A 22,447-nucleotide genomic window follows, 5' to 3' on the forward strand; every position below is an offset into this window, starting at 1 on the left:
TCAGCTGATGGGCGCACGCAGGCCCCCGCACTGGCGGCATGCCCCCGACAAGCCCGGCCCAGCTGCCGGGCGCACGCACGTGCAGGGGGTCGTCAGCCGGACACCCTGCGGCCCGGGCGGACGCCTCCCCGTCCCCGCCACAGCACCACCGCTGCCGCCAGCAGCACGGCGCCCAGGCCGCCTGCGAGCGGGCCGACCCAGTCAGACGAGTCGGCGCCGGAGTCGGAGTTGGTCGGGCCCGGGCCGAAGTACTTGCTGCCGTAGGCCGCCGCGCGCAGGTCGTCCTGCGGGACGTCGGCGCCCTTGCGGATGGCGACTGCGGGGTCGACGAGGCCGAAGCCGCGGGAGTCGTCGCGGCCGCCGGCCGGGGAGTTGCGGGCGGTGTCCTCGAGGAGCTGTTTGATCTGGGCGGGGTCGAGTCCGGGGTGGGCGGCGCGGACGAGCGCGACGGCGCCGGAGACGAAGGCCGACGCGGCGCTCGTGCCCCAGCCGTTGTAGTAGTCGCGGTCCGGGTTGGCGATGACGACGTCCACGCCGGGCGCGCTGACGGTCGCGTACCAGCGGCGGGTGGAGAAGGACGCGCGCGTCCCATACCGGTCGACAGCGGTCACGGCGATCACGCCGGGGTAGGCGGCGGGATACGAGATGTGGTCGCCCTCCTCGCCGCCGTTGCCGGCTGAGGCGACGACGACGGCACCCTTCTTCAGCGCGTACTGGACGGCGGCGTCCTCGGCGGGCTCCGGGTGGGCCGACCTGGAGTCGTCGCCGAGCGAGAGGTTGATGACGTCGGCGCCGTGGTCGGCGGCCCAGCGTATGCCCTCGGCGAGGGCGTTGCCGCGGGTGGCGCGGGCCCTCTTCCGGGCCGGGTCGCCGTCCTCCAGGATCACCCGGACCGGAAGGATCTTGGCCTCCGGAGCGACGCCGAGCACGCCGTCGGCGTTACCCGCGCCGTGTCCGTGGCCTGCGATGATCCCGGCCATGGCGGTGCCGTGCTGCGCCCAGGACTTGTCGCCTCGCTGTGCGCCGAAGCCGACCAGGTCCTTTCCCTTCAGGACGTTCCCCGCGAGGTCGGGGTGGGTGGCGTCCACACCGGTGTCCAGTACGGCGACGGTGATGCCCTTGCCCTTCGTCGTACGCCATGCCTGCTGGGTGTGGAGCGCGTCCAGGCCCCACTGCTGTGCGCGGATGGCGTCGGCGTGGGCCGCGGTGGCGGGGAGCAGGGCGAGCACGAAGGCAAGGGGGGCGGCCAGGAGGGTGGCGGCGAGGCGGGCGGGTCCCGTCACGCTCCTGGGCGCGATGCGCTTCATGAGGGTTTCTCCGTGGCCGCGGTGACGGTTTTGCGCAGGCTCCGCTCGATACGGTCGGCGAGGCCCTTCGCCTCGTAGCCGAGGCCTGCCTGGGCGGGGGCGGTGGTGGCGCCGGCCTTCATGGCGTCGGCGGCGGGCTGCGGTTCCTCGACGGTGCGGCCGTCGGCGAAGCCGGAGACCGCGTAGACGACGACCGGGGCGTCGGTGAGCACCGAGACGGTCCAGGACGCCCGCTGGTCGTCGCCGAAGTCGTCGGCGACGGTGCCCTTCGCCCCGTACGGCCGGGGCATCAGGTCCTCGCGCCGGTCGAGCCCCTCGTCCTCGAAACGGGTGTGCAGCGCGCGCATGCCGTCGGCGTCGGCCTTGGTGAACAGCAGGCCGACGGTCGTGACATCGCTGCGGGTGGCGTCCGTGTACGTGGCGCGCAGCAGGCGCAGACAGCCGACGGGGGCGAGCGCCTTGCGCAGCAGCGGGTCGAAGGCGGTCTTGCAGCCGGTGTCCGGGGCGACGGCGATCCGCGTCCAGACGCGGTCGGCTCCGCCCGGGCCCGCGCCGTCGCCCTTGACGACGGGCGGGAAGAGCCGGTCGACGGGGACGCTGTGCCACAGGTCGCCGGCCGCCGCGAAGGAGTTCTCGCTGCCGGCCGCCGCCGAGCTGTCGCCGGTCAGCCAGCTCCCCGTCACGGCACCGCCTATGAGCCCGAGACCGAGCACGGCGCAGACCGCGGCGGCCGCGGCCCTCGGCCGGCTCCGCGCCCTGATCGGCCGCAGCCGCGTGGTGTCGTCGTCGTACACGTCCGGGTGGTACGCGTCGTGGTTGTACGCGTCGTGCTGAGCGAAGCCCGTGAACGGCCGGCCGGCTCCCGGCCCCGGCGTCCGATCGACGGTGTGGGTGGCGGTTGCAGCGGTACTGGTGGTCCCGGTGGGACCCGGGAACGCGGCGATGGGCACACCGGCGGCCGGCGTCATGGCCGAGGACGCGGCCGCCCTGGCCGGGCCGCTCCCCGGGCGGCTGTCGTCCTTGATGGGGCGCAGACGGGCGGTGGTCTCGGCGGGCCGCTCCTCGCAGACCGCGGACGGCCCCGAACCGGGCGACCCACCCGTCGGCCCGTCTGCCCCGGACATGGGGCCTGGCGTGACAGGTCCGGCCACGTCGTCCCCCGCGCGGCCGGGCAGCACAGGCCGATCCAGCGGCCCGGGCCGAGCAGACGGCCGGGCCGGAGGAACCGGAGGCGGAGGAACCGCCGGACGCACAGGCGGAGTTGACGGCGGGCACCGCGGGGGCGGGGGAACGGCTGCGTCCCGGGCACCGGCGCTCGGGGGTGCGGCGGGCTGCGGCGGTACGACGGGGCGTACGCCGGCGGCGGGCGCCGCGCCGTCGGCCCCAACGGGGGCGCTCCACTCGGCGGCCCGCGGGGCGACAGCCGGTCGCGGCGGAACCACGGGACCGGCGGCGTCAGGGGGCTGCACCGAACCGGCCGGGGCGGACGCCGCCTCCGGAAGGCGCGCTGATCCGGTCGGCGCGGGCGCGGCATCCGGAAGCCGCACGGAACCCGCTGACGCTGACGGCGCATCCGGAAGGCCCACCGAACCGGTCGACGCGGACGCCGCCTCCGGAGGGCGCAACGATGCCGCCGACCCAGACGACGCATCCGGAAGCCGTACCGAACCCGTCGGTTCCGGCGGTGCGTCGGGAAAGCGCGCCGAGGCCGCCGGGGGCGGCGGCCCCGCAGGTGCGGTCCCCTCCCATACGGCTGAGGTGGGCAGCGGTCGCGGCAAGCGGGCTCCGGCTCGCGCCGACTGCGCCTGCTCGCCACTGCGCCCGGCCGCCTGGCCGCCCTCGTCGGCGTGCGTCACGGGGGCGCGGCGGGCGGCCGGGAGGCTGCCGGAAGCGGACGCGGCCGCCCACGCACCCTCCGCGAGGCCGCCGGCCAGCTGTCCCTGCCCACCGCTACGCACCGCCTGTGGATCGGTCACAGGGCCGTCCGAACCAGACGCGGACGCCGCAGCGCCCGCCTCCACCAAGCGCCCGCCGGCCGTCGAACCCTGCCCCTCGGCCGGAGGCCGGTCCGCAGCGGCCGCCCGGGACCGGCCCGTCTCCGATGCCCAGGCCTCGCCCCGCACCAGATGGTCGTCCGAAGCGTCCGAAGCCCAGGAACCGACACCGTCCCGGCCCCCCTGCGACGCTCGCGGCCCGCCCTGCCCCGGCACCCCCGGCACCACAGGCAACCGGTCAGTGTCCTGCGCCGAACCTCGCTCCGCCGCCTGCTCAGGTATCCGGCCCGGGTCCTCCTCCACCGGACTCCGGCCTATGCCGCGTCCCGAAGACCGGTCCAGGTCGTCCAGGTCCGGTTCCTGCCTCGTCTCCGCCTCTCGGGTGCGGTCCTCGGCCACGCGCGGAACCGGTTCACCGGCGGCCTTCCTCTGCAGGCGTTCGCCGCCGTCCGGGCGTTCGGTCAAAGGCGTCGAAGGCCGGGGGCTGCCCTCGTCCAGAGCCCGCGCCAGGCGGCCCGCCGCCGTCCGTTCCTCGCCTCCGGCAGGCGCACTCGTCGACCTCGGCGTCGGCGTCGGCGTCGGCGTCGGCGTCGGAAAACCGTTATCCGTGGCACGCGACGGAGACGGGCCGCTCGCCAGGGGCGCCGCGTCCGCGGCGGACCCTGTGCCCTCCGGAGGCGATGCGTCCGCCGGAGACGTCGCGTCGTCCGCGAACGTACGGGGAGGTGTCGTCGGGCGTGGCGGGGTAGGGGCGCGTCGTGGTTCGGCGCTCATGCACCCCCCGTTTCCTGGTGCCCGGCCACGGTGCCCGGGCGGACCGGCCGGGGGCCGGCCTGTCGCCCCTCAGGCACAGGCGCGTCGCGTTCTTTCCTGCGTTCGCGTCACTCTACGGGCTGACGCGGCTCGAACGGGAACCAGTCCACAGGCCGGGGTGATCTGCCCGGAACAGGCCGGGGCGATCTGCCCGGAACATCCCCCTACCCTGCGGTAATTCAGTCTGGCAGGCTTCGGCCATGACTGCCCGCGCCACCGACCGAGCCCGGTACGACCGGGCCACAGCCCACCTCGAGGCCCCTCTCGCGATCGTGGACCTGGACGCCTTCGACGCCAACGCCGCGGATCTCGTACGCCGGGCGGGAGGCAAGCCGATCCGGGTCGCCAGCAAGTCCGTTCGCTGCCGGGCCCTGCTCGAACGCGTGCTGGCCCGCGAGGGGTTCGCCGGGATCATGTCGTTCACGCTCGCCGAGTCGCTCTGGCTCGCGCGTTCCGGGTTCGACGACGTCCTGCTCGCCTACCCGTCCGCTGACCGGAAGGCGTTCGCCGAGCTGACGAGCGACCCCAAGCTCGCGGCCGCCGTGACCGTGATGATCGACGACCCGGCGCAGCTCCACCTCATCGACGACGCCCGGGACGGCGGCCGCGAGGAGGTGCGGGTGTGTCTGGAACTGGACACATCGCTGCGGCTGCTCGGCGGACGGATACGAGTCGGAGCGCGGCGCTCACCCCTGCACTCCCCCGCCCAACTCGCCGAACTGGCACGCGTGGTGGCCCGTCGGCCGGGGTTCAGGCTGGTCGGCGTGATGGGCTACGAAGGCCATATCGCGGGCGTCGGCGACTCCGTCGCCGGACGGCCGCTGCGGTCGCGCGCGGTCCGGCTGATGCAGGCGGCGGGCCGCCGTGAGCTCGCCGAGCGCCGTGCCGAGGCGATACGCGCCGTGCGCGCCGTGGCGCCCGACCTGGAGTTCGTGAACGGCGGCGGCACGGGCAGCGTGCAGCACACCGCGGCCGAGGACGCGGTCACGGAGATCGCCGCCGGCTCGGGCCTCTACGTGCCACGGCTCTTCGACAACTACACGTCGTTCAGCGGGCGTCCGGCCGCGCTCTTCGCGCAGCCCGTGGTCCGCAGGCCGGGTGTGGGTGTGGTGACCGTGCTGGGCGGCGGCTACCCGGCGTCGGGGGTCGCGGGCGCAGACCGGCTGCCGGTGCCGTATCTGCCGGAGGGCCTGCGGTACGACCCCCAGGAAGGGCCCGGCGAGGTGCAGACCCCGCTGCTGGGCGGGCCCGCGGACGATCTGCTGATCGGCGACAAGGTGTGGTTCCGGCACGCCAAGGCCGGCGAGCTGTGCGAACGGTTCGACGAGCTGCACCTGGTCCAGGGGGAGACCGTGACGGCGACCGCCCCGACGTACCGGGGCGAGGGGCGCACGTTCCTCTGAGCCACGAGGCACCCTGCCGACGACTCGCCCTCGCCGTCGCCCTCGCCCTCGCCCTCGCCCTCGTCGGCTAACGACCCGATCGCCGCCCCTGCGGCCCAGGCACCGGCACGGTCACTGCGTCGGGCCGATGCTGCTCCCGACGCCGCCGCCCGTGTCGGCGTCGTTGATGGGCCGGATCCCCTTGGTGATCCTGTCCATGTCGCCGAGCGGCGGCCCGTCCTCACCCGCGTCGAAGGCGAAGCGGACGATGACCATGGACTCGGACCCGACGCTCGACGGGAACGCCAGCGACTGGACGTACCCGCCGGGCCCCACCTCGGTCCTGACCCGCCACCGCACGAAGTACCCGGTGCGGCCCGCGACCGCGACCGGTCCGGCCTTGACCTGCTGGTGCGACACGATGCCGTTGAACGGCCTGCTGTTGACCGCGTCCCGGTCGTAGGCACGGTCCGCGGCGTCGTCGATGTCCTCCTTGGCCAGCGCTTCGGGGGACTTCTCGTCGTTCGCGGTCACCGTGCGGGACACGACGGTGCCGTGGCGGCAGACGCCGCTGTCGCCCGGGCAGTCGTATGTGCCGTCCGTCGTCATGACGACGTCGTCGTCGACGGTGTACTGCGGCCGTACCCAGCCGTCGAGCAGGGGGAACGTGATGCCGTTGAGCTCGTCCACGACCATGGACGGGTCGTCGGCGGACGGCTCGGACGCGGACTCGGACGGGGTACCGGAGGGTGTCCCACCGGACTCCTCGGCCGAGTGCGCGGATCCCGAGGCCGTCGGTGAGACCGCGGCCTCCGGGTCGCCGTCGCCCGTGCCTAGGACGACGACGCCCGTGACGATCGCCGCGATGAGGACGGCCCCGGCCACGATGATCGCCAGAGCCTTGGCCCGGGGGCCACCGGAGCCGCCCTGGTCAGACGTCCCGTTCTGGAGTACCGGTGGGCCGAACCCCTGCTGGGCCGGGGCTCCTTGGGGTGTGCTGGGCCAGAACCCCGATTGCTCCGGGACCGCTTGGGGAAGCTGGGCCGCACGCCGGTGGTCGGTCCACGCGGTCCCGTCCCACCAGCGCTCGGTGTACGGGTCCGAAGGATCGCGGTACCAGCCGGGCGGAGGCGTCATGCTCATCCCGGAACTGTAGGACGTGGCGCGAACGCCAGTACACCGCGCCCGCCGCCCGTCCTGCGAAGCCCTTCCCCCAGGCACCCGGCGCCCGGCACCCTGCACAGACGCCAGAGCTCCCCGCGGGGACTAGAGAGGCGTGACGTACGCCCCCGAAATCCCCCCGTCGACAAGGAAGTCCGTGGCGTTGACGAACGACGAGTCGTCGCTCGCCAGGAAAGCCACGGCGGCCGCGATCTCGTCCGCCTCGGCGAACCGGCCCACCGGGATGTGGACGAGGCGGCGCGCGGCACGCTCCGGGTCCTTTGCGAACAGCTCCTGCAGCAGCGGGGTGTTGACCGGCCCCGGGCAGAGCGCGTTGACGCGGATGCCCTCCCGGGCGAACTGCACGCCGAGCTCGCGCGACATCGCGAGCACGCCGCCCTTGGACGCGGTGTACGAGATCTGCGAGGTCGCCGCGCCCATCCTGGCCACGAACGACGCGGTGTTGATGATGGAGCCCCTGCCCTGGCGCCGCATGTAGGGGATGGCGGCCTTGCAGCACAGGTAGACGGAGGTGAGGTTGACCTCCTGGACCCGCTTCCACGCCTCCAGTCCGGTCTCCAGGATGGAGTCGTCGTCGGGGGGTGAGATGCCCGCGTTGTTGAAGGCGACGTCGACGCTGCCGTAGGTGTCGTACGCGGTCTTGAAGAGCGCCTCGACCTGCTCGGGGTCGGTGACGTCGACCTTTACGAAGGTTCCGCCGACTTCCTCGGCGGCGGCCTTGCCGCGCTGCTCGTCGACGTCGCCGCAGACGACGTTCGCGCCCTCGGAGGCGAGCCGGCGCGCGGTGGCGAGGCCGATGCCGCTGCCGGCTCCGGTGATGACGGCGGTACGGCCGACGAGGCGGCGGCAGATGGGCTGCTCGGTCTGCTCGGTCATGAGTGGCTCAGGCCTCCGTGCTGATGAAGACGTTCTTGGTCTCGGTGAAGGCGGTGAGGGCGTCGGGTCCGAGCTCGCGGCCGAGCCCCGACTGCTTGTAGCCGCCGAAGGGGGTCCAGTAGCGGACGCTGGAGTGGGAGTTGACGGACAGGTTGCCTGCCCGCACCGCCTGGGAGACGCGGAGCGCCCTGCCCACGTCGCGCGTCCAGATCGAGCCCGAGAGGCCGTACTCGGTGGCGTTGGCGAGCCGGATCGCGTCATCCTCGTCCTCGAAGGGCAGGACGACCGCGACGGGCCCGAAGACCTCCTCGACGGCCACGCGCGCGTGCGGGTCGACATCGGTGAGGACGGTGGGCGGGAACCAGAAGCCAGGGCCTTGGGGCGCGGTGCCTCGGATTCCGGGCGCGTCCCCAGCGACGTACGAGGTGACCCGCTCCAGCTGGGCCTTGGAGATCAGCGGGCCCATCTGCGTCTTCTCGTCGGCGGGGTCACCGACCACGACGGACTCGACGGCCGGGGCGAGGAGTTCCAGGAAGCGGTCGTACGCGGTGCGCTGGACGAGGATGCGGGTGCGGGCGCAGCAGTCCTGGCCGGAGTTGTCGAGGAACGACATCGGCGCGCTGAGGGCGGCCGCCTCGATGTCCGCGTCGGCGAAGACGATGTTGGGGCTCTTGCCGCCGAGTTCGAGGGTCACGCGCTTCACTCGGTCGGCGCACTTCGCCATGATCTGCTTGCCCACCCGCGTCGATCCGGTGAAGACGATCTTCGCGACTCCCGGGTGTTCGACGAGGGCGTTCCCGGCCACCGGGCCGTCCCCCGGCAGCACCTGGAAGAGGTGCTCGGGAAGTCCCGCCTCCAGGCCGAGTTCGGCCAGCCGGAGCGCGGTCAGGGGCGTGGTCTCGGCGGGCTTGAGTATGACCGCGTTGCCCGCCGCGAGCGCGGGGGCGGTGCCCCAGGCGGCGATCGGCATCGGGAAGTTCCAGGGCGCGATGACGCCGACCACGCCGAGCGGCTCGAGGAGCGTGACGTCGAGCCCGCCGGGGACGGGGATCTGGCGGCCGTTCAGCCGCTCCACTCCCCCGGCCGCGTAGTCCAGCAGATCGCGGACGTTGCCCGCCTCCCAGCGAGCGTTGCCGATGGTGTGGCCCGCCTCGATGACCTCCAACCGGGCCAGTTCTTCGAGGTGTTCGTCGACGACGACGGCGAAGCGGCGCAGCGCACGCGCCCGGTCGGCGGGAGCGAGGGCGGCCCACCGCGACTGGGCTGCCGTGGCGCGTACCACCGCCGCGTCCACGTCCTGAGCGGTGGCCGCCGGGACGGTCGCGACGGTCTCCTCGGTGGCCGGATTGAGTACCTGGAGCTCGTAGGACTCGTACGACAAGAAGGGCCTCACATGCGTTCGAAGGAGCGGCGGAGCTCCCAGTCGGTCACCGCGGCGTCAAAGGCGTCCAGCTCGACGCGCGCCATGTTGCGGTAGTGCGCGACCACCTCGTCGCCGAAGGCGGCCTTGGCGATGGGGCTGGTCTCCCAGAGCTCGGCGGCCTCGCGGAGGGTGGTGGGGACGTGCTCGTAGTCGGAGGCGTACGCGTTCCCGGCGCAGGGCTCGGGCAGCTCCAGCTTCTGTTCGATGCCGTACAGGCCGGCCGCTACCAGGCCCGCGACGGCGAGGTGCGGGTTGACGTCGCCGCCCGGCAGCCGGTTCTCGAAGCGCATCGAGCGGCCGTGGCCGACTACGCGCAGGGCGCAGGTGCGGTTGTCGTAACCCCAGGCGACGGCGGTGGGCGCGAAGGAGCCCGGCTGGAACCGCTTGTACGAGTTGATGTTGGGGGCGTAGAGCAACGAGAAGTCGCGCAGGGCGGCCAGCTGCCCGGCGAGGAAGTGGCGCATGACCTCGGACATGCCGCCAGGACCGGCACCGGCCATGACGTTGGTTCCGTCAGCATCGGCGAGCGAGAGGTGGATGTGGCAGGAGTTGCCCTCGCGCTCGTTGTACTTGGCCATGAAGGTGAGCGAGACGCCCTCCTGGGCGGCGATCTCCTTGGCGCCGGTCTTGTAGATGGCGTGCTGGTCGCAGGTGACCAGGGCCTCGTCGTACTTGAACGCGATCTCGTGCTGGCCGGGATTGCACTCGCCCTTGGCGGACTCGACGGTCAGGCCCGCGCCCGCCATGTCGTTGCGGATCCGGCGCAGCAGGGGCTCGATGCGGCCCGTGCCGAGCACCGAGTAGTCGATGTTGTACTGGTTGGCCGGGGTCAGGCCGCGGTAGTTCGCGTCCCAGGCTTGCTCGTACGTGTCCTTGAAGACGATGAACTCGAGTTCGGTGCCGACCTGGGCGGTGAAGCCGTGCTCGGCGAGCCGCTCGAGCTGGCGGCGGAGGATCTGCCGGGGTGCGGCGACCACCGGCGCGCCGTCGTTCCAGGCCAGGTCGGCGATGAGCATCGCCGTGCCCTCGTTCCAGGGAACGCGGCGCAGCGTGGCCAGGTCCGGGTGCATGGCGAAGTCGCCGTAGCCGCGGTCCCAGGAGGACATGTCGTAGCCGTCGACCGTGTTCATCTCCGTGTCGACCGCGAGGAGGTAGTTGCAGCCCTCGGTGCCGTGGTCGAGTACCTCGTCGAGGAAGAAGCGGGCCGCGAACCGCTTGCCCTGGAGTCGGCCCTGCATGTCGGGGAAGGCCAGGACGACGGTGTCGATCTCGCCGCTCGCGACGAGGGCGTGCAGCTCCTCGACGCTGAGCGGGGGTGTGCGGTTTGCTGTGCCGTCTGCCACGGAAGGGCCTCCTTCGGTCAGCCGAGGCCACTTAAGGTATTACTGAGAACCATTGCTTGGGAAGGGCTCGGGAAGGGGGTACGCCCGTATGTCAGGGGCCGATGCCGACGACCGGCTGACACCGGTGCTCCGGCCGGTGCGGGCCGGCAACGGCTTCGAGGAGGCACTGGAGCAGATCCTCCAGGTGGTCCGGCTCGGCCTGGTGCCCGGCGGCGGACGGCTGCCCGCGGAGCGCGAGCTGGCCGACCGGCTCGGCATCAGCCGGGTGACGCTGCGGGAGGTGCTGAAGGTCCTGCAGGACGAGGGCCTGGTGGAGTCCCGGCGCGGGCGCTACGGCGGCACGTTCGTCGTGGCGCGGACCGGCGTACCCGGCGAGGACGAGCTGCGGCGGCGCATCGAGAAGACCGACGTCGAGGACGTGCTGCGGTTCCGCGAGGTGCTGGAGGTCGGGGCCGCCGGGCTGTGCGCGGCGCACGGACTGACGGGCGAACAGGCCCGGCGGCTGCGGGACGCCCTCGCCGGGACCCACGACGCAGCGCTGGCCGACTACCGGCGGCGCGACACCCTGTTCCACCTGACGCTGGCGGAGCTGTGCGGCTCGCCGTCACTGTCCGCCCAGTACGCGGGCGTACGCGCGCAGGTCAACGATCTCCTGGACTGCATTCCGCTGCTGGTACGAAACCTCGAGCACTCGCAGCGCCAGCACACCGCGCTGGTGGAGGCCGTGCTCGACGGGGACGCCGACGGGGCGCGCGAGATCATGCGCGAGCACTGCGCGGGCACGGCGGCTCTGCTCCGGGGCTTTCTGACGTGAGGTTGCGCGTGTCGTGAGGCGGGGTTGATTTCGACGGCACGGCCCAGCAAAGGTATGACTCTGTTCCATTGGACGCGCCAGGGTCGGCACCAAGGCGCCGCGTACGTCGAAGGGGTGCATGGTGAGCAGCAGGCCGCTGATCGGTGTCAGTACGTATCTGGAGTCCGGGGCCCGCTGGGGTGCCTGGGAGCTGGACGCGGCGCTGCTGCCGGTCGGCTATCCGCGGCTCGTGCAGGCCGCGGGCGGTCTCGCCGCGATGCTGCCGCCGGACGACCCGGCACACGCCGAATCGGCGCTCGCACGGCTGGACGGGCTCGTCATCGCGGGCGGTCCGGACGTCGAGCCGGTGCGGTACGGGGCGGAACGCGACGCGCGCACCGGGCCGCCCGCCCGCGAACGGGACGCGTGGGAACTCGCCCTGATCGACGCGGCCTTGGCGTCCGGGACGCCGGTGCTCGGCATCTGCCGCGGTATGCAGTTGCTCAACGTGGCGCTCGGCGGCACCCTCGTCCAGCACCTCGAAGGACACACCAAGGACGTGGGCGTGTTCGGGCGGCACCCGGTTACGCCGGTGCCGGGCACGCGGTACGCGGACGCCGTCCCGGAGGAGACGTCCGTGCCCACGTACCACCACCAGGCGGTGGACCGGCTCGGCGAGGGCCTGCGGGTCTGCGCGCACGCCCAGGACGGCACCGTCGAGGCCGTGGAGCTCCCCGGTCCGCACTGGGTGCTGGGCGTGCAGTGGCATCCGGAGATGGGCGAGGACCTGCGGGTGATGCGGGCGCTGGTCAGCGCTGCGGCTTCCGCTGCATAGCGCTTCGGCTTCCGCTGCCTTAGCGCTGTTTCCTCCGCCTCTTCCGCAGGCGCTTCCTGAGCCACTCGAGGGCCGCGGCGCCCTGCGCGTACTGGAAGGCCCTGATCGTCGGCAGCCCGGCCGGGGCGGGCCTGCGCGCGTTCTGCACGAAGAAGCCGGCGAGGGCCGCGAGCACCGAGGTGACGCCCCTCGGGTCGGCGTCCCGGCCCAGCGGATGGCTGGTGAACACGTCCTCGGGGTCCGGGCCGCCCTGGGCGCGTACGCACGGCAGCATGACGAGGAGGTCGAACCACGGCGCGGCGAGCGACGCGTGGGGCCAGTCGACGAAGACGACGCGGTCGTCGGCCGTGAGCAACATGTTGTCCGCGCGCAGATCGCCGTGCGCGAGGGTGTCGCCCGCGGCGAAGTCGACCCAGGGAGCGGCCAGTTCGGCGAGCTCGTGCAGATGGCGGCGGGCCCACGGGTCGAGGGCGTGGGTGTCCCCCGCCGCGATCAGCTGCTCCCAGCCCCGGAAGGCCTCCGCCTCCCGCTCGGCGACGGTCGGGGCCTCGAAGGGCGACGGGCTCAGGGCGTGCGCGAGGTCGTGCACCGCGTCGAGGACCCGTCGCAACTCGTCCTCGCGCCAGGGCACGTGGGGCTGGTGTCCGACGATGTCCTCGTAGACGAGGGCCACCCAGGTGCCGTCGTCGTACGAGCCGAGGAGGCGGGGCGCCGCTATCGTCTCGGGCAGGGCGGCGGCGTTCCGGGCCTCGGTGCGGTGCATCTCGGGGCTGTCGGGGTTGGCCTCGGCGCTCACCGCCTTCACGAAGGCGCGGCGGCCGTCGGCGAGGCGGACGCGGGCGGCGACGCCCGGCGAGAAGCCGCCGCGCTGGGTGGCCGCGTCGATCACGGGGGCGCCGAGCACGTTGGCGACGGCGCCGCGCACGTGGACCGGGAGGTGCTCCCAGGGGGTGCGGACTCCGCCGGCCGGAGGGGCGGTGAGAGTCATGTCCGCCATGATTCGCGCCCTTCTGGTCGCGCGCTACCTCATTTTCGCCCGCGGGGCGGCGCTTGGCGGCCGCGTGGTCGGCGGCCGCCGGGGGCTGCGAGGGCCTTTGCGCGGCGGGGCCGTCCGGCCGGGCGGTTACGCCGTTAGGGGTACTGGACGGCGAGGGGCCGCCCGCCGTCGTGGGCTGTGCCCACCCTCCCCCAAGCTCTTGGCTTCGCGCGAGCAGGGGGACCCCCATCGCCCTGCGGAACGATTGCCCACAGCGGTCAGGGCACGGTACTGACGGCGGGAGCGGCACGGTGACCGCGGCGATAGCGGTGCGGTACCCGCAGCGGGAGAGACGCGATACCCACCAGCGGGAGCGGCGCGGTGCCCACGGCGGGAGCGGCCCGGTGCCCGCGCCGGGAGCACGCTGCCCACGGCGCGAGCGGGCGCAGTCCCCACGGCGACAGCGGCACCCACCCCACGGACACAGCGGCACGGTCCCGACCATCTGGAGCAGCACGCACCCCACGGCGGCAGCGCGCGGTGCCCACGGCCGGAGCGGCACGCTGGTCGCAGCGGTAGCGGGCGTGGTGCCCGCCGGCGGATGCCTCGGCGGTCGGCTCCACGCTGCCGCAGGCGGCCCCGTACGTCTCCGGCGGAGGCACCCGGCACCGCGCGCCACGGACCGCGGAGACCAGCGGCTCCATGCCGATCGGTCGGCCGCGGGGCGGGCATGACCACCCCGCTTGGTCCACTCCATCGGATGACGGCATCCGGTCCTCCGGAGAGGACCGGATGAACCGGTCAGCGGCGCGGGTCCTCCGCTGCCTCGATGTACTCCGCGACCGAGACGACGAGCACGCGCGTGTCCGGGACGGTGGCCCGCCAGCGGTGCCTGGCGCCGCCGGTCAGATACAGGGTGTCGCCGCGGCCGAGCCGGTAGGCCCTGCCTTCCGCCTCTACCTCGACCGCACCGTCAGCCACGTACATCAACTTGTCGTTGCGGTGATGGAACTCCCGGCCGGCGTCGTGGTCGCCGGTGAACTCCAGGGCGTGCATCTGGTGGCGGCCGGTCACCAGGGGACGTACGGCGGCCTCGCCCGCGGGCCCGGGTGCCCCCTCGGCCCGTACGACGGCGACGCTGCGCGCCGGGTCGGCGGCAGCGAGCAGCTCCACGGCTGTGGTGCCCAGCGCGTCCGCGACCCGCTGGAGGGAGCGCATGCTGGGGCGCGCACGCTCGTTCTCCACCTGGCTCAGGAACGGCACAGAGAGACCGCTGCGCTCGGCCACGACGGCGAGGGTGAGCTCCAGTGCCCTGCGCCGCCGCCGGACGGCCGCGCCTACCCGAAGGGTCTCTTTGCTGTCGTCCATCGCTTCGGCTCCCTCCTGTGCATCGTCATGGTCGGGCCTTTCAGGGCCTTCGGGCACCGGCGGATTCTCCGAGCCGGCCCGGGTGGCCCCACGAGCCCGGTGCAGACTCCGGGCCCTGTTGAGTTCTCTGCACCCTACGCACGTTCGGCAAACGGTTTCATCTGCCCGTCACATCCTTGTCAACACAATGGCGGGTCGTTCCCACTCGCCCTGCCGTCGACCGAGGCCTCAGAGGGCGCGCCAGTACAGCAGCTGGCCCGACTCGCCGGGCGCCGCTCCCTCCCGAGGAACGAACAAGCTCATCAGCAGTGCCGGACGGCCGTTCGGAGCAGTGAGCAGGGTCGCCGAGGGATTGGCGAAGGCGCGGCTGCCTCCGTGGGTGCGGATGGCGAGCCGGTCGGCGCGGCCGGTGACGGGATCGTATGCAAAGGTTCCCCAGCTCGCGAAGTCGTTCCGCCACCTCTGTCCCTCTATGAGCACCACGCGCATGCCATGGAGCCGCAGCAGGGCGCGGTCGCCTATGTTCCCGGTGTTGCCCCACGACTGGACGGCACGGTCCAGGCGGTGGTCGGGCTCGGCGTGCCAGCGGCTGAAACCCGTCAGCGTGGCGCGCAGTTGGCGGTCGGTGTCGCAGTTCGCCCGGTAGTGCCCGGTGAGCCGGATCGTGTCGCCCTCGACGGCGGTGATGCTCGGCGTGCCCTCGGCGCAGCGCGAAAGGGTGCGGGGCGCGTCGTACGCCCGGTCGGCCCGCCCGGCGAGCAGCGCGGAGAGGTCCTCATAACCCCGTATCGCGATGTGGTTGGCCGGGTCCTTCTCGTAGGCGAGGACGTAGCCGCCCGTGCCGTCGTGGGCGAGCGAGGCCTGGTGGGTGCCGGGGCCGAAGTCGTGGCGGCGGTGCCAGTGCAGCAGGTCCGTGGAGGTGGCGACGGACGCGTGGAAGCGCCCGTCGCCGAGGAGCGTGTGGTAGACGGCGAGGTAGGTGCCGTCGGGCGCCTGCAGGATCTGCGCGGCGTCCATGGAGCGGCCGGTGTCGTCGGCCAGGCCGTAGCGGTACCCGTCCGCGGTCCGTACGTCCCCGGCCAGCTGCGCGAGGCGGGCGGTGGCGACGGAGGCGGGCGCCGCGCTGGCCTGGGGTATCTGCGCCAGCAGCAGCACCACGGCGACGATGACGGCCACTGCGGCGGCGAGGCGCACGGGCCGGAGGGGGCTGCGGGCAGCGGCGGTCACGGATGTCGTCTTACGGTCGGCGGGACGGGGTGGGCTGGGACTCACGGGGCTGATGAGGCGCGACTATCGAGCGTACGAACGACCGAGGGGCCGCGGGAACGCCGTGAGGGGTGGGCTTCGCCACAAAAGCGAAGCCCACCCCTCACACGAGGTCCACCAGGTTCGGCCGGACTACTGCGGAGCCATCCGCTCCACGATCCCCGGGTTCTCCTTCACCCAGGCGGCGACCGCCTCTTCCTCATGGCCATTGCCGCGCTTCTTGATCTCGTTCTCCAGGCCGGCGAGTTCCTTCTCGGTCATCCTGAAGTTCTTGATCCACTTCGTGAGCTGCGGGTACTGCTGCGGGAACGCCTTGCTGGCGACGGTGCGGATCGTGTCACCCTTGCCGAACAGGCCCTTGTCGTCCTTGAGCTTGGTCAGGTCGTACTCGCTGTACGCCCAGTGCGGCGTCCAGAGCATGACCGCGATCGGCTCCTTCTTGGCGTACGCGCGCTTCAGCTCGGCCAGCATGCCGGGCGTGGAGCCGTCGACGACCTCGTACTCCTTGTCCAGGCCGTAGCCGGGCAGCACCTTGGTCTTGAGCAGGTTCATCGTGCCCGTGCCGGGCTCAATGCCGATGATCTTGCCGTTGAAGGTGTCGCCCTTGCCCTTGAGGTCCTCGAGGGTCTTCACGTCCTTGACGTACGAGGGGACGGCGATCTCCAGTGACGTCGGCGAGTACCAGGTACCGAGGTCGGTCAGATCCTTGCCGTACTTGTCCCAGTACGACTTCTGCGTGTACGGCAGCCAGCCGTCGAACTGGACGTCCAGCTGGCCCTGGGACAGGGCCGTGTACATGGGGCCGATGGCGAACTGCTTGAGGTTCATCGTGTAGCCGCGGTCCTCGAGGACGTGCTTCCACAGGTAAGTGACGGCGATGTCCTCCTCCCACGGGAACCAGGCGACGTTCAGCGGCCGGGCCGCCTCGCCCTGACCCTTCGCGCCCTTGGCGGACTTCGCGACCGGGGCCCACTTGTCGACCAGGCCCGGGTTCTTCTTCAGCCAGGTCTGAACGGCCTGCTGCTCCTTGCCCTTGCCGGCCTTCTGGATCTGCGCCTCGAGACCGGTGAGCTGCTCCTCGGTCATCTTGAAGTCACTGAGCCACTTGCCGACCTCGGGGTTCTCCGAGGCGAAGCCCTTGCGGGCGATTGTATGCACGCCGTCGCCCTCGCCCCAGGCGCCCTTCGGGTCCTTGAGCTTCTTCAGGTCGTAGTCGCTGTAGGCCCAGTGGGGCGACCACAGCGTGACGACGATGGGCTCCTTCTTGGCGTACGCGCGCTTGAGCTCGGCGAGCATCGCGGGCGTGGAGCCGTCCACGACCTCGTACTCGCCCTCCAGGCCGTACTCCTTCAGGACCTTGTCCTTGAGCAGGCCCATCATTCCGGCGCTGGGCTCGATACCGATGATCTTGCCCTTGAACTCGCCGCTCTTGCCCTTGAGGTCGTCGAGGGAGTCGATGCCCTTCATGTACGAGGGCACGGTGAGCTCCAGCGAGGTGGGGCCGTACCACTTGCCCAGGTCGTCGAGCTTGTTGCCGTACTTCTTCCAGTACTCGGCGTGCGTCGTCGGCAGCCAGGAGTCGGTCTGGAAGTCGATCTGCCCCTGGGCGAGGCCGGTGTAGAGGGGCCCGGCCGCGTACTGCTTGGTTTCGACCTCGAAGCCGCGCTGCTCGAGGATCTCCTGCCACAGGTACGTGGAGGCGATGCCCTCGTCCCACGGGATGTAGCCGATGCTGACCTGCTTGCCCTTGCCGACGTCCGTGGACGCCGAGGCGGTGTCGGTGCCCGAGCCGGAGCCGAAGACGCCCATGCCGCCCGCGACGAGCGCGAGGACGACGACGCCGACGACCGCTACCGCGGGGCGCGGGCGGTGGTCCCAGATCTTCAGGCCGCCCACGGCGACGCGCGCCTTGGCGGCGGTGCGGCGGCCCAGCGGTGAGAGCTGACGGCCGAGGGCGCCGGTCATGCGGTCCAGGTAGATCGCCAGGATGACGATGCCGATGCCCGCCTCGAAGCCGAGACCGACGTCGAGGTTGCCGATCGCCTCGTTGACGGCGCCGCCGAGGCCGCCGGTGCCGACCATGCCCGCGATGACCACCATCGACAGGCCCAGCATGATCACCTGGTTCACGCCGGCCATGATCGTGGGCAGCGCGAGCGGCAGCTGGACGCGCAGCAGGGTGTTGCGCGGCGTGGTGCCGAAGGCGTCCGCCGCCTCCACGAGCTCCTTGTCGACCTGGCGAATGCCGAGCTCGGTCATCCGTACGCCCGGAGCCAGCGCGAAGATCAGCGTGGCGACGATGCCGGAGGGCACGCCCATGCCGAAGAAGAGGATGGCGGGAATGAGGTAGACCATCGCCGGCATCGTCTGCATAAGGTCCAGGACGGGCCGTACGAGGGCGCTGACGGTATTGGAGCGAGCCGCCCAGATGCCCACCGGCACCGAGATGACCAGCGCGATGATGGTCGCCACCAGCACGAGCGACAGGGTCGACATGGCGTCGTCCCACAGCTCGAGCGAGTCGATCAACGCGAAGCCGGCGAAGGTGAGAATGCCCGGCACGAGGCCGCGCAGCCACCAGGCGATCACCGCGAGGATGCCCACGAGCAGCAGCGGCTCGGGCGCGGACAGGACGGCGTTGATGCCGTCGTACATGCCGTCGACGACCGCCTTGATCGCGTCGAACAGCCAGGCCATGTGGTTCACGAGCCAGTCGACGCCGTCGTTGACCCAGTCGCCGAGACGGATCCTAGGCACTGGCGATCACCTTGCCCTCGGCGTCGTCGCCGACCGGGGCGGGGGCGGGGACAGCCTCCCGCGCCTGGTCGGCGGGCGTCATCGGCTCGCCGAGCACGGCGAGCAGCCGCGCCCGCGGTACGACGCCGACGAGCTCGCCGTCATCGTCGACGACTGCGACCGCCACGCCGCTCGTGGAGCAGGGCGTGAAGAGCTCGATGACCGGGGTGTCCTCGGAGACGATGGCGGGCGCCGCGTCGATCACCTCCTGTGCGGTGCGCAGCTCCGTGCCGTCGGGCGTCTTCGTGCCGTACGCGGTCTCCGGGTCGGCCATGATGGCGCCCGCGGTCAGGACGCGGGAGCGGTCGACGTCCTGGGTGAACGCGGCGACGTAGTCGTTGGCCGGGGTGACCAGGATGTCCTCGGCCGTGCCGATCTGGACGATGCGGCCGTCGCGCATGACGGCGATCCGGTCGCCGAGGCGCATGGCCTCGTTGAGGTCGTGGGTGATGAAGACGATGGTCTTCTTCAGGGTCTTCTGCAGCTGGAGGAGCTGGTCCTGCATGTCACGGCGGATCAGCGGGTCGAGCGCACTGAACGACTCGTCCATGAGCAGCAGGTCGGCGTCCGTGGCGAGCGCGCGGGCGAGGCCCACACGCTGCTGCATACCGCCGGACAGCTCGTCGGGCCAGGACTGCTCCCAGCCGTTGAGGCCCGCGAGCTCCAGCGCCTCGGTGGCGCGCTTCTCGCGCTCCGCGCGCGGGACCCCCTGCACCTCCAGGCCGTAAGCGGCGTTGTCGAGGACGCTGCGGTGGGGGAACAGCGCGAAGTGCTGGAAGACCATGCTGATCTTCTTGGAGCGGACCTCGCGCAGCTCGCGCGCGCTCAGCCCGGTGAGGTCCTGGCCGTCGAAGCGCACCTGTCCGGCCGTCGGCTCCAGGAGCCCGTTGAGCATGCGCAGCAGCGTGGACTTCCCGGATCCCGACAGACCCATGACTACGAAGATCTGGCCGGGTTCGACCGTGAAGGACGCGTCGATGACCGCGGCGGTCGTGCCGTCGGCACGCAGCTCCTCACGGTCGGCTCCCTGGCGGAGCCTCTCCACCGCGGCATCGGGTCGTCTGCCGAACACTTTGTACAGGTGCTCTGCTTGCAGCCTGGACACATAAACCTCTCGCGTAGAACGAACACGGCCCGCCTCCCCCGCCGGCGGGCCGTGGAGCGGCGCGGGGTCCGCCCGCCTGACCGATCAAGTTCGACCGAGTTGGTTGAAAATGTGACCGGGTCCGCTCCGGCTGCGCGCCTGCCCGGATCGGTGCAGGCCAAACGCAGGAGTGGCTCAGTTCACAGTCGGTTCACTTCTGCGATGCGGAAGTCTGCGATGCCGAAGCAAACCCGATGGCACCGGCGCACGTCGTGACTGTCAGTGCCCTGCGGCATGATGCGAACGTGACTCAGCGAACGCGACGGCTCATGCTCCTCGACACCGCATCCCTGTACTTCCGGGCCTATTTCGGGGTCCCGGACTCGGTGAAGGCCCCGGACGGCACACCGGTGAACGCCGTGCGCGGCCTGCTCGACTTCATCGACCGCCTGGTCCGCGACCATCAGCCGGACGACCTGGTGGCCTGCATGGACGCGGACTGGCGCCCGCAGTGGCGCGTCGAGCTCATCCCCTCGTACAAGGCGCATCGCGTCGCGGAGGAGGTCGAGGTCGGCCCGGACGTGGAGGAGGTGCCGGACACGCTCTCGCCGCAGGTGCCGGTCATCGAGGCCGTCCTGGACGCACTGGGCATCGCGCGCGCGGGCGTCGAGGGGTACGAGGCGGACGACGTGATCGGCACCTACGCCACGCATGCCCCCGGCCCCGTCGACATCGTCACCGGCGACCGCGACCTCTATCAGCTCGTCGACGACAAGCGCGGGGTGCGCGTGCTGTATCCGCTGAAGGGCGTCGGCACCCTGCAGGCCACGGACGAGGCGTGGCTGCGCGAGAAGTACGGCGTGGACGGCCCCGGGTACGCGGATCTGGCGCTGCTGCGCGGGGACCCCAGCGACGGGCTGCCCGGCGTGCCCGGGGTCGGCGAGAAGACAGCCGCGAAGCTGCTCGCGCAGTACGGCGACCTCGCCGGGATCATGGCCGCGGTCGACGACCCGCGGTCGGCACTCACCCCGGCGCAGCGCAAGAGGCTGGACGAGGCACGGCCGTATCTCGCCGTGGCACCGACGGTCGTCCGGGTCGCCGCGGACGTCCCGCTGCCCGATGTGCCGGTCGCGCTGCCGCGCGTCCCCCGCGACCCGTCCGGGCTGGACGCACTCGCGGCGCGATGGGGTCTTGGCGGTTCGTTGCAGCGGCTGCTGTCGACCTTGCAGGAGGGCCCTGAGGACTGAGAAACAACAAAGGTGAGAGCGAAGTCGTGGCGCACGACGTGGGCAAATCCCGGGACGGGGTGTTAACTTAGGCTAGCCTAAGCACGTCATTTTGGAGGCCGTCATGGCAGAGCGTCCGGCACGCCGGGCCCCGAAGCCCCACTCCGCCCGCGTGGTCCGCACCGAGCGGCTGACCCCGCACATGCAGCGTGTGGTGCTCGGCGGCGAAGGGCTGGCCGGGTTCACGGCGGGCACCTGTACCGACCACTACGTGAAGCTGCTGTTCGGGCCCGAGGGCGTGACGTACCCGGAGCCCTTCGACATGGAGCGGATCCGCGCCGAGTTCCCGCGCGACCAGTGGCCGGTGACGCGTACGTACACGGTGCGCGCATGGGACCCGGAGCACCGCGAGCTGACGCTCGACTTCGTGATCCACGGCGACGAGGGGCTTGCCGGGCCCTGGGCCATGCGCGCCCAGCCGGGCGAGCTCGTGCGTTTCCTCGGCCCGGGCGGCGCGTACGCACCGGACGAGGCCGCGGACTGGCATCTGCTGGTGGGCGACGAGAGCGCGCTGCCCGCGATCGCCGCCGCCCTCGAGGCTCTGCCCGAGGGCACCGACACCCGCGCGTTCCTGGAGGTCGCGGGCCCGGAGGAGGAGCAGAAGATCGCCACCGACGTGGAGGTCGTCTGGCTGCACCGCGGGGACCGCCCCGTCGGCGAGGCGCTGGTCGAGGCCGTACGGGAGCTGGAGTTCCCGGAGGGCCGGATGCATGCCTTCGTGCACGGGGAGGCGGCCTTCGTGAAGGAACTGCGCCGTCTGCTGCGGGTCGAGCGCGCCATCCCGCGCGAGGACCTGTCGATCTCCGGTTACTGGCGGCTCGGCCACAACGAGGACGGCTGGCAGGCCTCCAAGCGCGAGTGGAACGCCCGCATCGAGGCCGAGCAGGAGTCGGCCGGAACGGCCGCCTCCTGAGGGAGCCCACGCGCCGGGTCCGGGCTTGAGCCATGGGTTCTGAGAAACAACCCTCGGGGTGCTGAGCAACGATCTCCGATGTTCAGCACGGTCAGTGCAGGATCTTCTCCTTGGCCCGGCGGAACTCCTCGTCGGAGATGTCGCCCCTGGCGCGGATCTCCGAGAGTTTCGCCAGTTCTTCGACCTCGCTGGTTCGTCCTGCACCCCGGGCGGTCTCACGCACGTAGGTGTCGAACGCCTGCTGCTGGGCCCGGGCCTGCTCCATCTCGCGCTTCCCCATGCCCTTGCCGCGGGCGAGGACGTACACGAAGACGCCGAGGAACGGAACAACGACCACGAGGACGAGCCACCCGGCCTTGCCCCAGCCGCTCATGGTGTCGTCGCGGAAGATGTCGGCGATGATCCGGAAGAGCAGGACGAGCCACAGGATCCACAGGAAGATCCACATCATGGTCCAGAATGCGCCCAGAACCGGATAGTCGTACGCCATGTACGCGGAACTGTCCATTGCCTTCTCCCATCCATGCCGTCCCCCGGCGGTGTCCGACTGTGCGCGCTACGAGGGCTGGATGCTTCACCCGGCGCGGGTGAGCTTCCCTGACGCGCCCCGGGCGACGTGACCGACGCGGTCCGCTGCCGCCACGGGGGGCCGCCGGCTCTCGCGGCGCCTGCGCCGCCATCCTCGGAGCCTGGGCGCGGCCTGTCGGCCATGCGGCGAGCCGGTGCCGTAATCAGTCAGTGTTGTGAGCGGCCCGTTCGCGCCGTCAGTGAGCCGGTCCTGGAGGTGCTGTCTGCGTACGAAGTCGCGGG

Annotated in this window: 17 protein-coding genes; 5 read left to right on the forward strand and 12 right to left on the reverse strand. The window is 72.0% G+C overall.

Translation table 11 applies throughout. The features are described from left to right. Positions 1-92: 92 nt before the first annotated feature. Entirely contained in the window at positions 93-1,307 is a 1,215-nt protein-coding gene (gene mycP, locus ABT009_RS05925; protein WP_351289972.1) for a type VII secretion-associated serine protease mycosin, read from the reverse strand. After that, positions 1,304-2,431, reverse strand: a complete 1,128-nt coding sequence (locus ABT009_RS05930) for a hypothetical protein (protein ID WP_351289974.1) — start codon at positions 2,429-2,431, stop codon at positions 1,304-1,306. The genes mycP and ABT009_RS05930 overlap by 4 nt, the downstream gene beginning before the upstream one ends. 1,883 nt (positions 2,432-4,314) lie before the next feature. Here ABT009_RS05930 and ABT009_RS05935 point away from each other — a divergent pair. Next, complete coding sequence (locus ABT009_RS05935) at positions 4,315-5,517, forward strand: amino acid deaminase/aldolase (protein ID WP_351289976.1); 1,203 nt, start codon at positions 4,315-4,317, stop codon at positions 5,515-5,517. Positions 5,518-5,628: 111 nt separating this feature from the next. Here ABT009_RS05935 and ABT009_RS05940 read toward each other — a convergent pair whose 3' ends face one another. The 4 genes from ABT009_RS05940 to ABT009_RS05955 form a co-directional block, all read right to left on the reverse strand. Continuing rightward, positions 5,629-6,633, reverse strand: a complete 1,005-nt coding sequence (locus ABT009_RS05940) for a DUF2510 domain-containing protein (protein WP_351290444.1) — start codon at positions 6,631-6,633, stop codon at positions 5,629-5,631. A gap of 129 nt (positions 6,634-6,762) precedes the next feature. Then, positions 6,763-7,554 carry a 3-oxoacyl-ACP reductase gene (locus ABT009_RS05945; RefSeq protein WP_351289978.1) on the reverse strand — a complete coding sequence of 264 codons (792 nt, stop codon included), beginning with the start codon at positions 7,552-7,554 and terminating at the stop codon, positions 6,763-6,765. A gap of 7 nt (positions 7,555-7,561) precedes the next feature. Next, entirely contained in the window at positions 7,562-8,935 is a 1,374-nt protein-coding gene (locus ABT009_RS05950) for an aldehyde dehydrogenase family protein (protein WP_351289980.1), read from the reverse strand. A gap of 8 nt (positions 8,936-8,943) precedes the next feature. After that, positions 8,944-10,320, reverse strand: a complete 1,377-nt coding sequence (locus tag ABT009_RS05955) for a glutamine synthetase family protein (protein ID WP_351289982.1) — start codon at positions 10,318-10,320, stop codon at positions 8,944-8,946. An 88-nt stretch (positions 10,321-10,408) separates the two neighbouring features. On the opposite strand from ABT009_RS05955, the gene ABT009_RS05960 reads away from it, so the two are divergent. Both ABT009_RS05960 and ABT009_RS05965 read left to right on the forward strand, forming a co-directional pair. Continuing rightward, positions 10,409-11,134 (forward strand): FadR/GntR family transcriptional regulator, encoded by a 726-nt coding sequence (locus ABT009_RS05960; RefSeq protein WP_351289985.1) that lies wholly within the window; start codon positions 10,409-10,411, stop codon positions 11,132-11,134. 118 nt (positions 11,135-11,252) lie between these two features. After that, positions 11,253-11,948 carry a gamma-glutamyl-gamma-aminobutyrate hydrolase family protein gene (locus ABT009_RS05965; protein WP_351289987.1) on the forward strand — a complete coding sequence of 232 codons (696 nt, stop codon included), beginning with the start codon at positions 11,253-11,255 and terminating at the stop codon, positions 11,946-11,948. Positions 11,949-11,967: 19 nt separating this feature from the next. Here ABT009_RS05965 and ABT009_RS05970 read toward each other — a convergent pair whose 3' ends face one another. The 5 genes from ABT009_RS05970 to ABT009_RS05990 all read right to left on the reverse strand — a co-directional run bounded on the left by ABT009_RS05970 (position 11,968) and on the right by ABT009_RS05990 (position 19,459). Next, entirely contained in the window at positions 11,968-12,936 is a 969-nt protein-coding gene (locus tag ABT009_RS05970) for an aminoglycoside phosphotransferase family protein (protein WP_351289989.1), read from the reverse strand. Positions 12,937-13,725: 789 nt separating this feature from the next. Then, positions 13,726-14,292 (reverse strand): helix-turn-helix domain-containing protein, encoded by a 567-nt coding sequence (locus ABT009_RS05975; RefSeq protein ID WP_351289991.1) that lies wholly within the window; start codon positions 14,290-14,292, stop codon positions 13,726-13,728. Between the two features lie 228 nt (positions 14,293-14,520). After that, positions 14,521-15,519 carry a hypothetical protein gene (locus ABT009_RS05980; RefSeq protein ID WP_351289993.1) on the reverse strand — a complete coding sequence of 333 codons (999 nt, stop codon included), beginning with the start codon at positions 15,517-15,519 and terminating at the stop codon, positions 14,521-14,523. Between the two features lie 171 nt (positions 15,520-15,690). Further along, positions 15,691-18,315 (reverse strand): ABC transporter permease/substrate binding protein, encoded by a 2,625-nt coding sequence (locus ABT009_RS05985; RefSeq protein ID WP_351289995.1) that lies wholly within the window; start codon positions 18,313-18,315, stop codon positions 15,691-15,693. Next, the gene (locus ABT009_RS05990; protein ID WP_351289997.1) at positions 18,308-19,459 is read right to left on the reverse strand and encodes a quaternary amine ABC transporter ATP-binding protein; all 1,152 of its coding nucleotides are present in this window, start codon (positions 19,457-19,459) and stop codon (positions 18,308-18,310) included. Before ABT009_RS05990 ends, ABT009_RS05985 begins: the two co-directional genes overlap by 8 nt. A 308-nt stretch (positions 19,460-19,767) precedes the next feature. On the opposite strand from ABT009_RS05990, the gene ABT009_RS05995 reads away from it, so the two are divergent. Further along, on the forward strand, positions 19,768-20,685 hold the full coding sequence (locus ABT009_RS05995; protein ID WP_351290446.1) for a 5'-3' exonuclease: 918 nt from the start codon (positions 19,768-19,770) through the stop codon (positions 20,683-20,685). Positions 20,686-20,788: 103 nt separating this feature from the next. Continuing rightward, positions 20,789-21,637, forward strand: coding sequence for a siderophore-interacting protein (locus ABT009_RS06000; RefSeq protein WP_351289999.1), 849 nt, complete (start codon positions 20,789-20,791; stop codon positions 21,635-21,637). Positions 21,638-21,728: 91 nt separating this feature from the next. Here the strand turns inward: ABT009_RS06000 and ABT009_RS06005 are convergent, their stop codons facing one another. Continuing rightward, entirely contained in the window at positions 21,729-22,145 is a 417-nt protein-coding gene (locus ABT009_RS06005; protein ID WP_351290001.1) for an SHOCT domain-containing protein, read from the reverse strand. Positions 22,146-22,447 lie beyond the last annotated feature (302 nt).

It is taken from the genome of Streptomyces sp. NPDC002896, from assembly GCF_040295225.1.
In the GTDB taxonomy this organism is placed as follows: domain Bacteria; phylum Actinomycetota; class Actinomycetes; order Streptomycetales; family Streptomycetaceae; genus Streptomyces.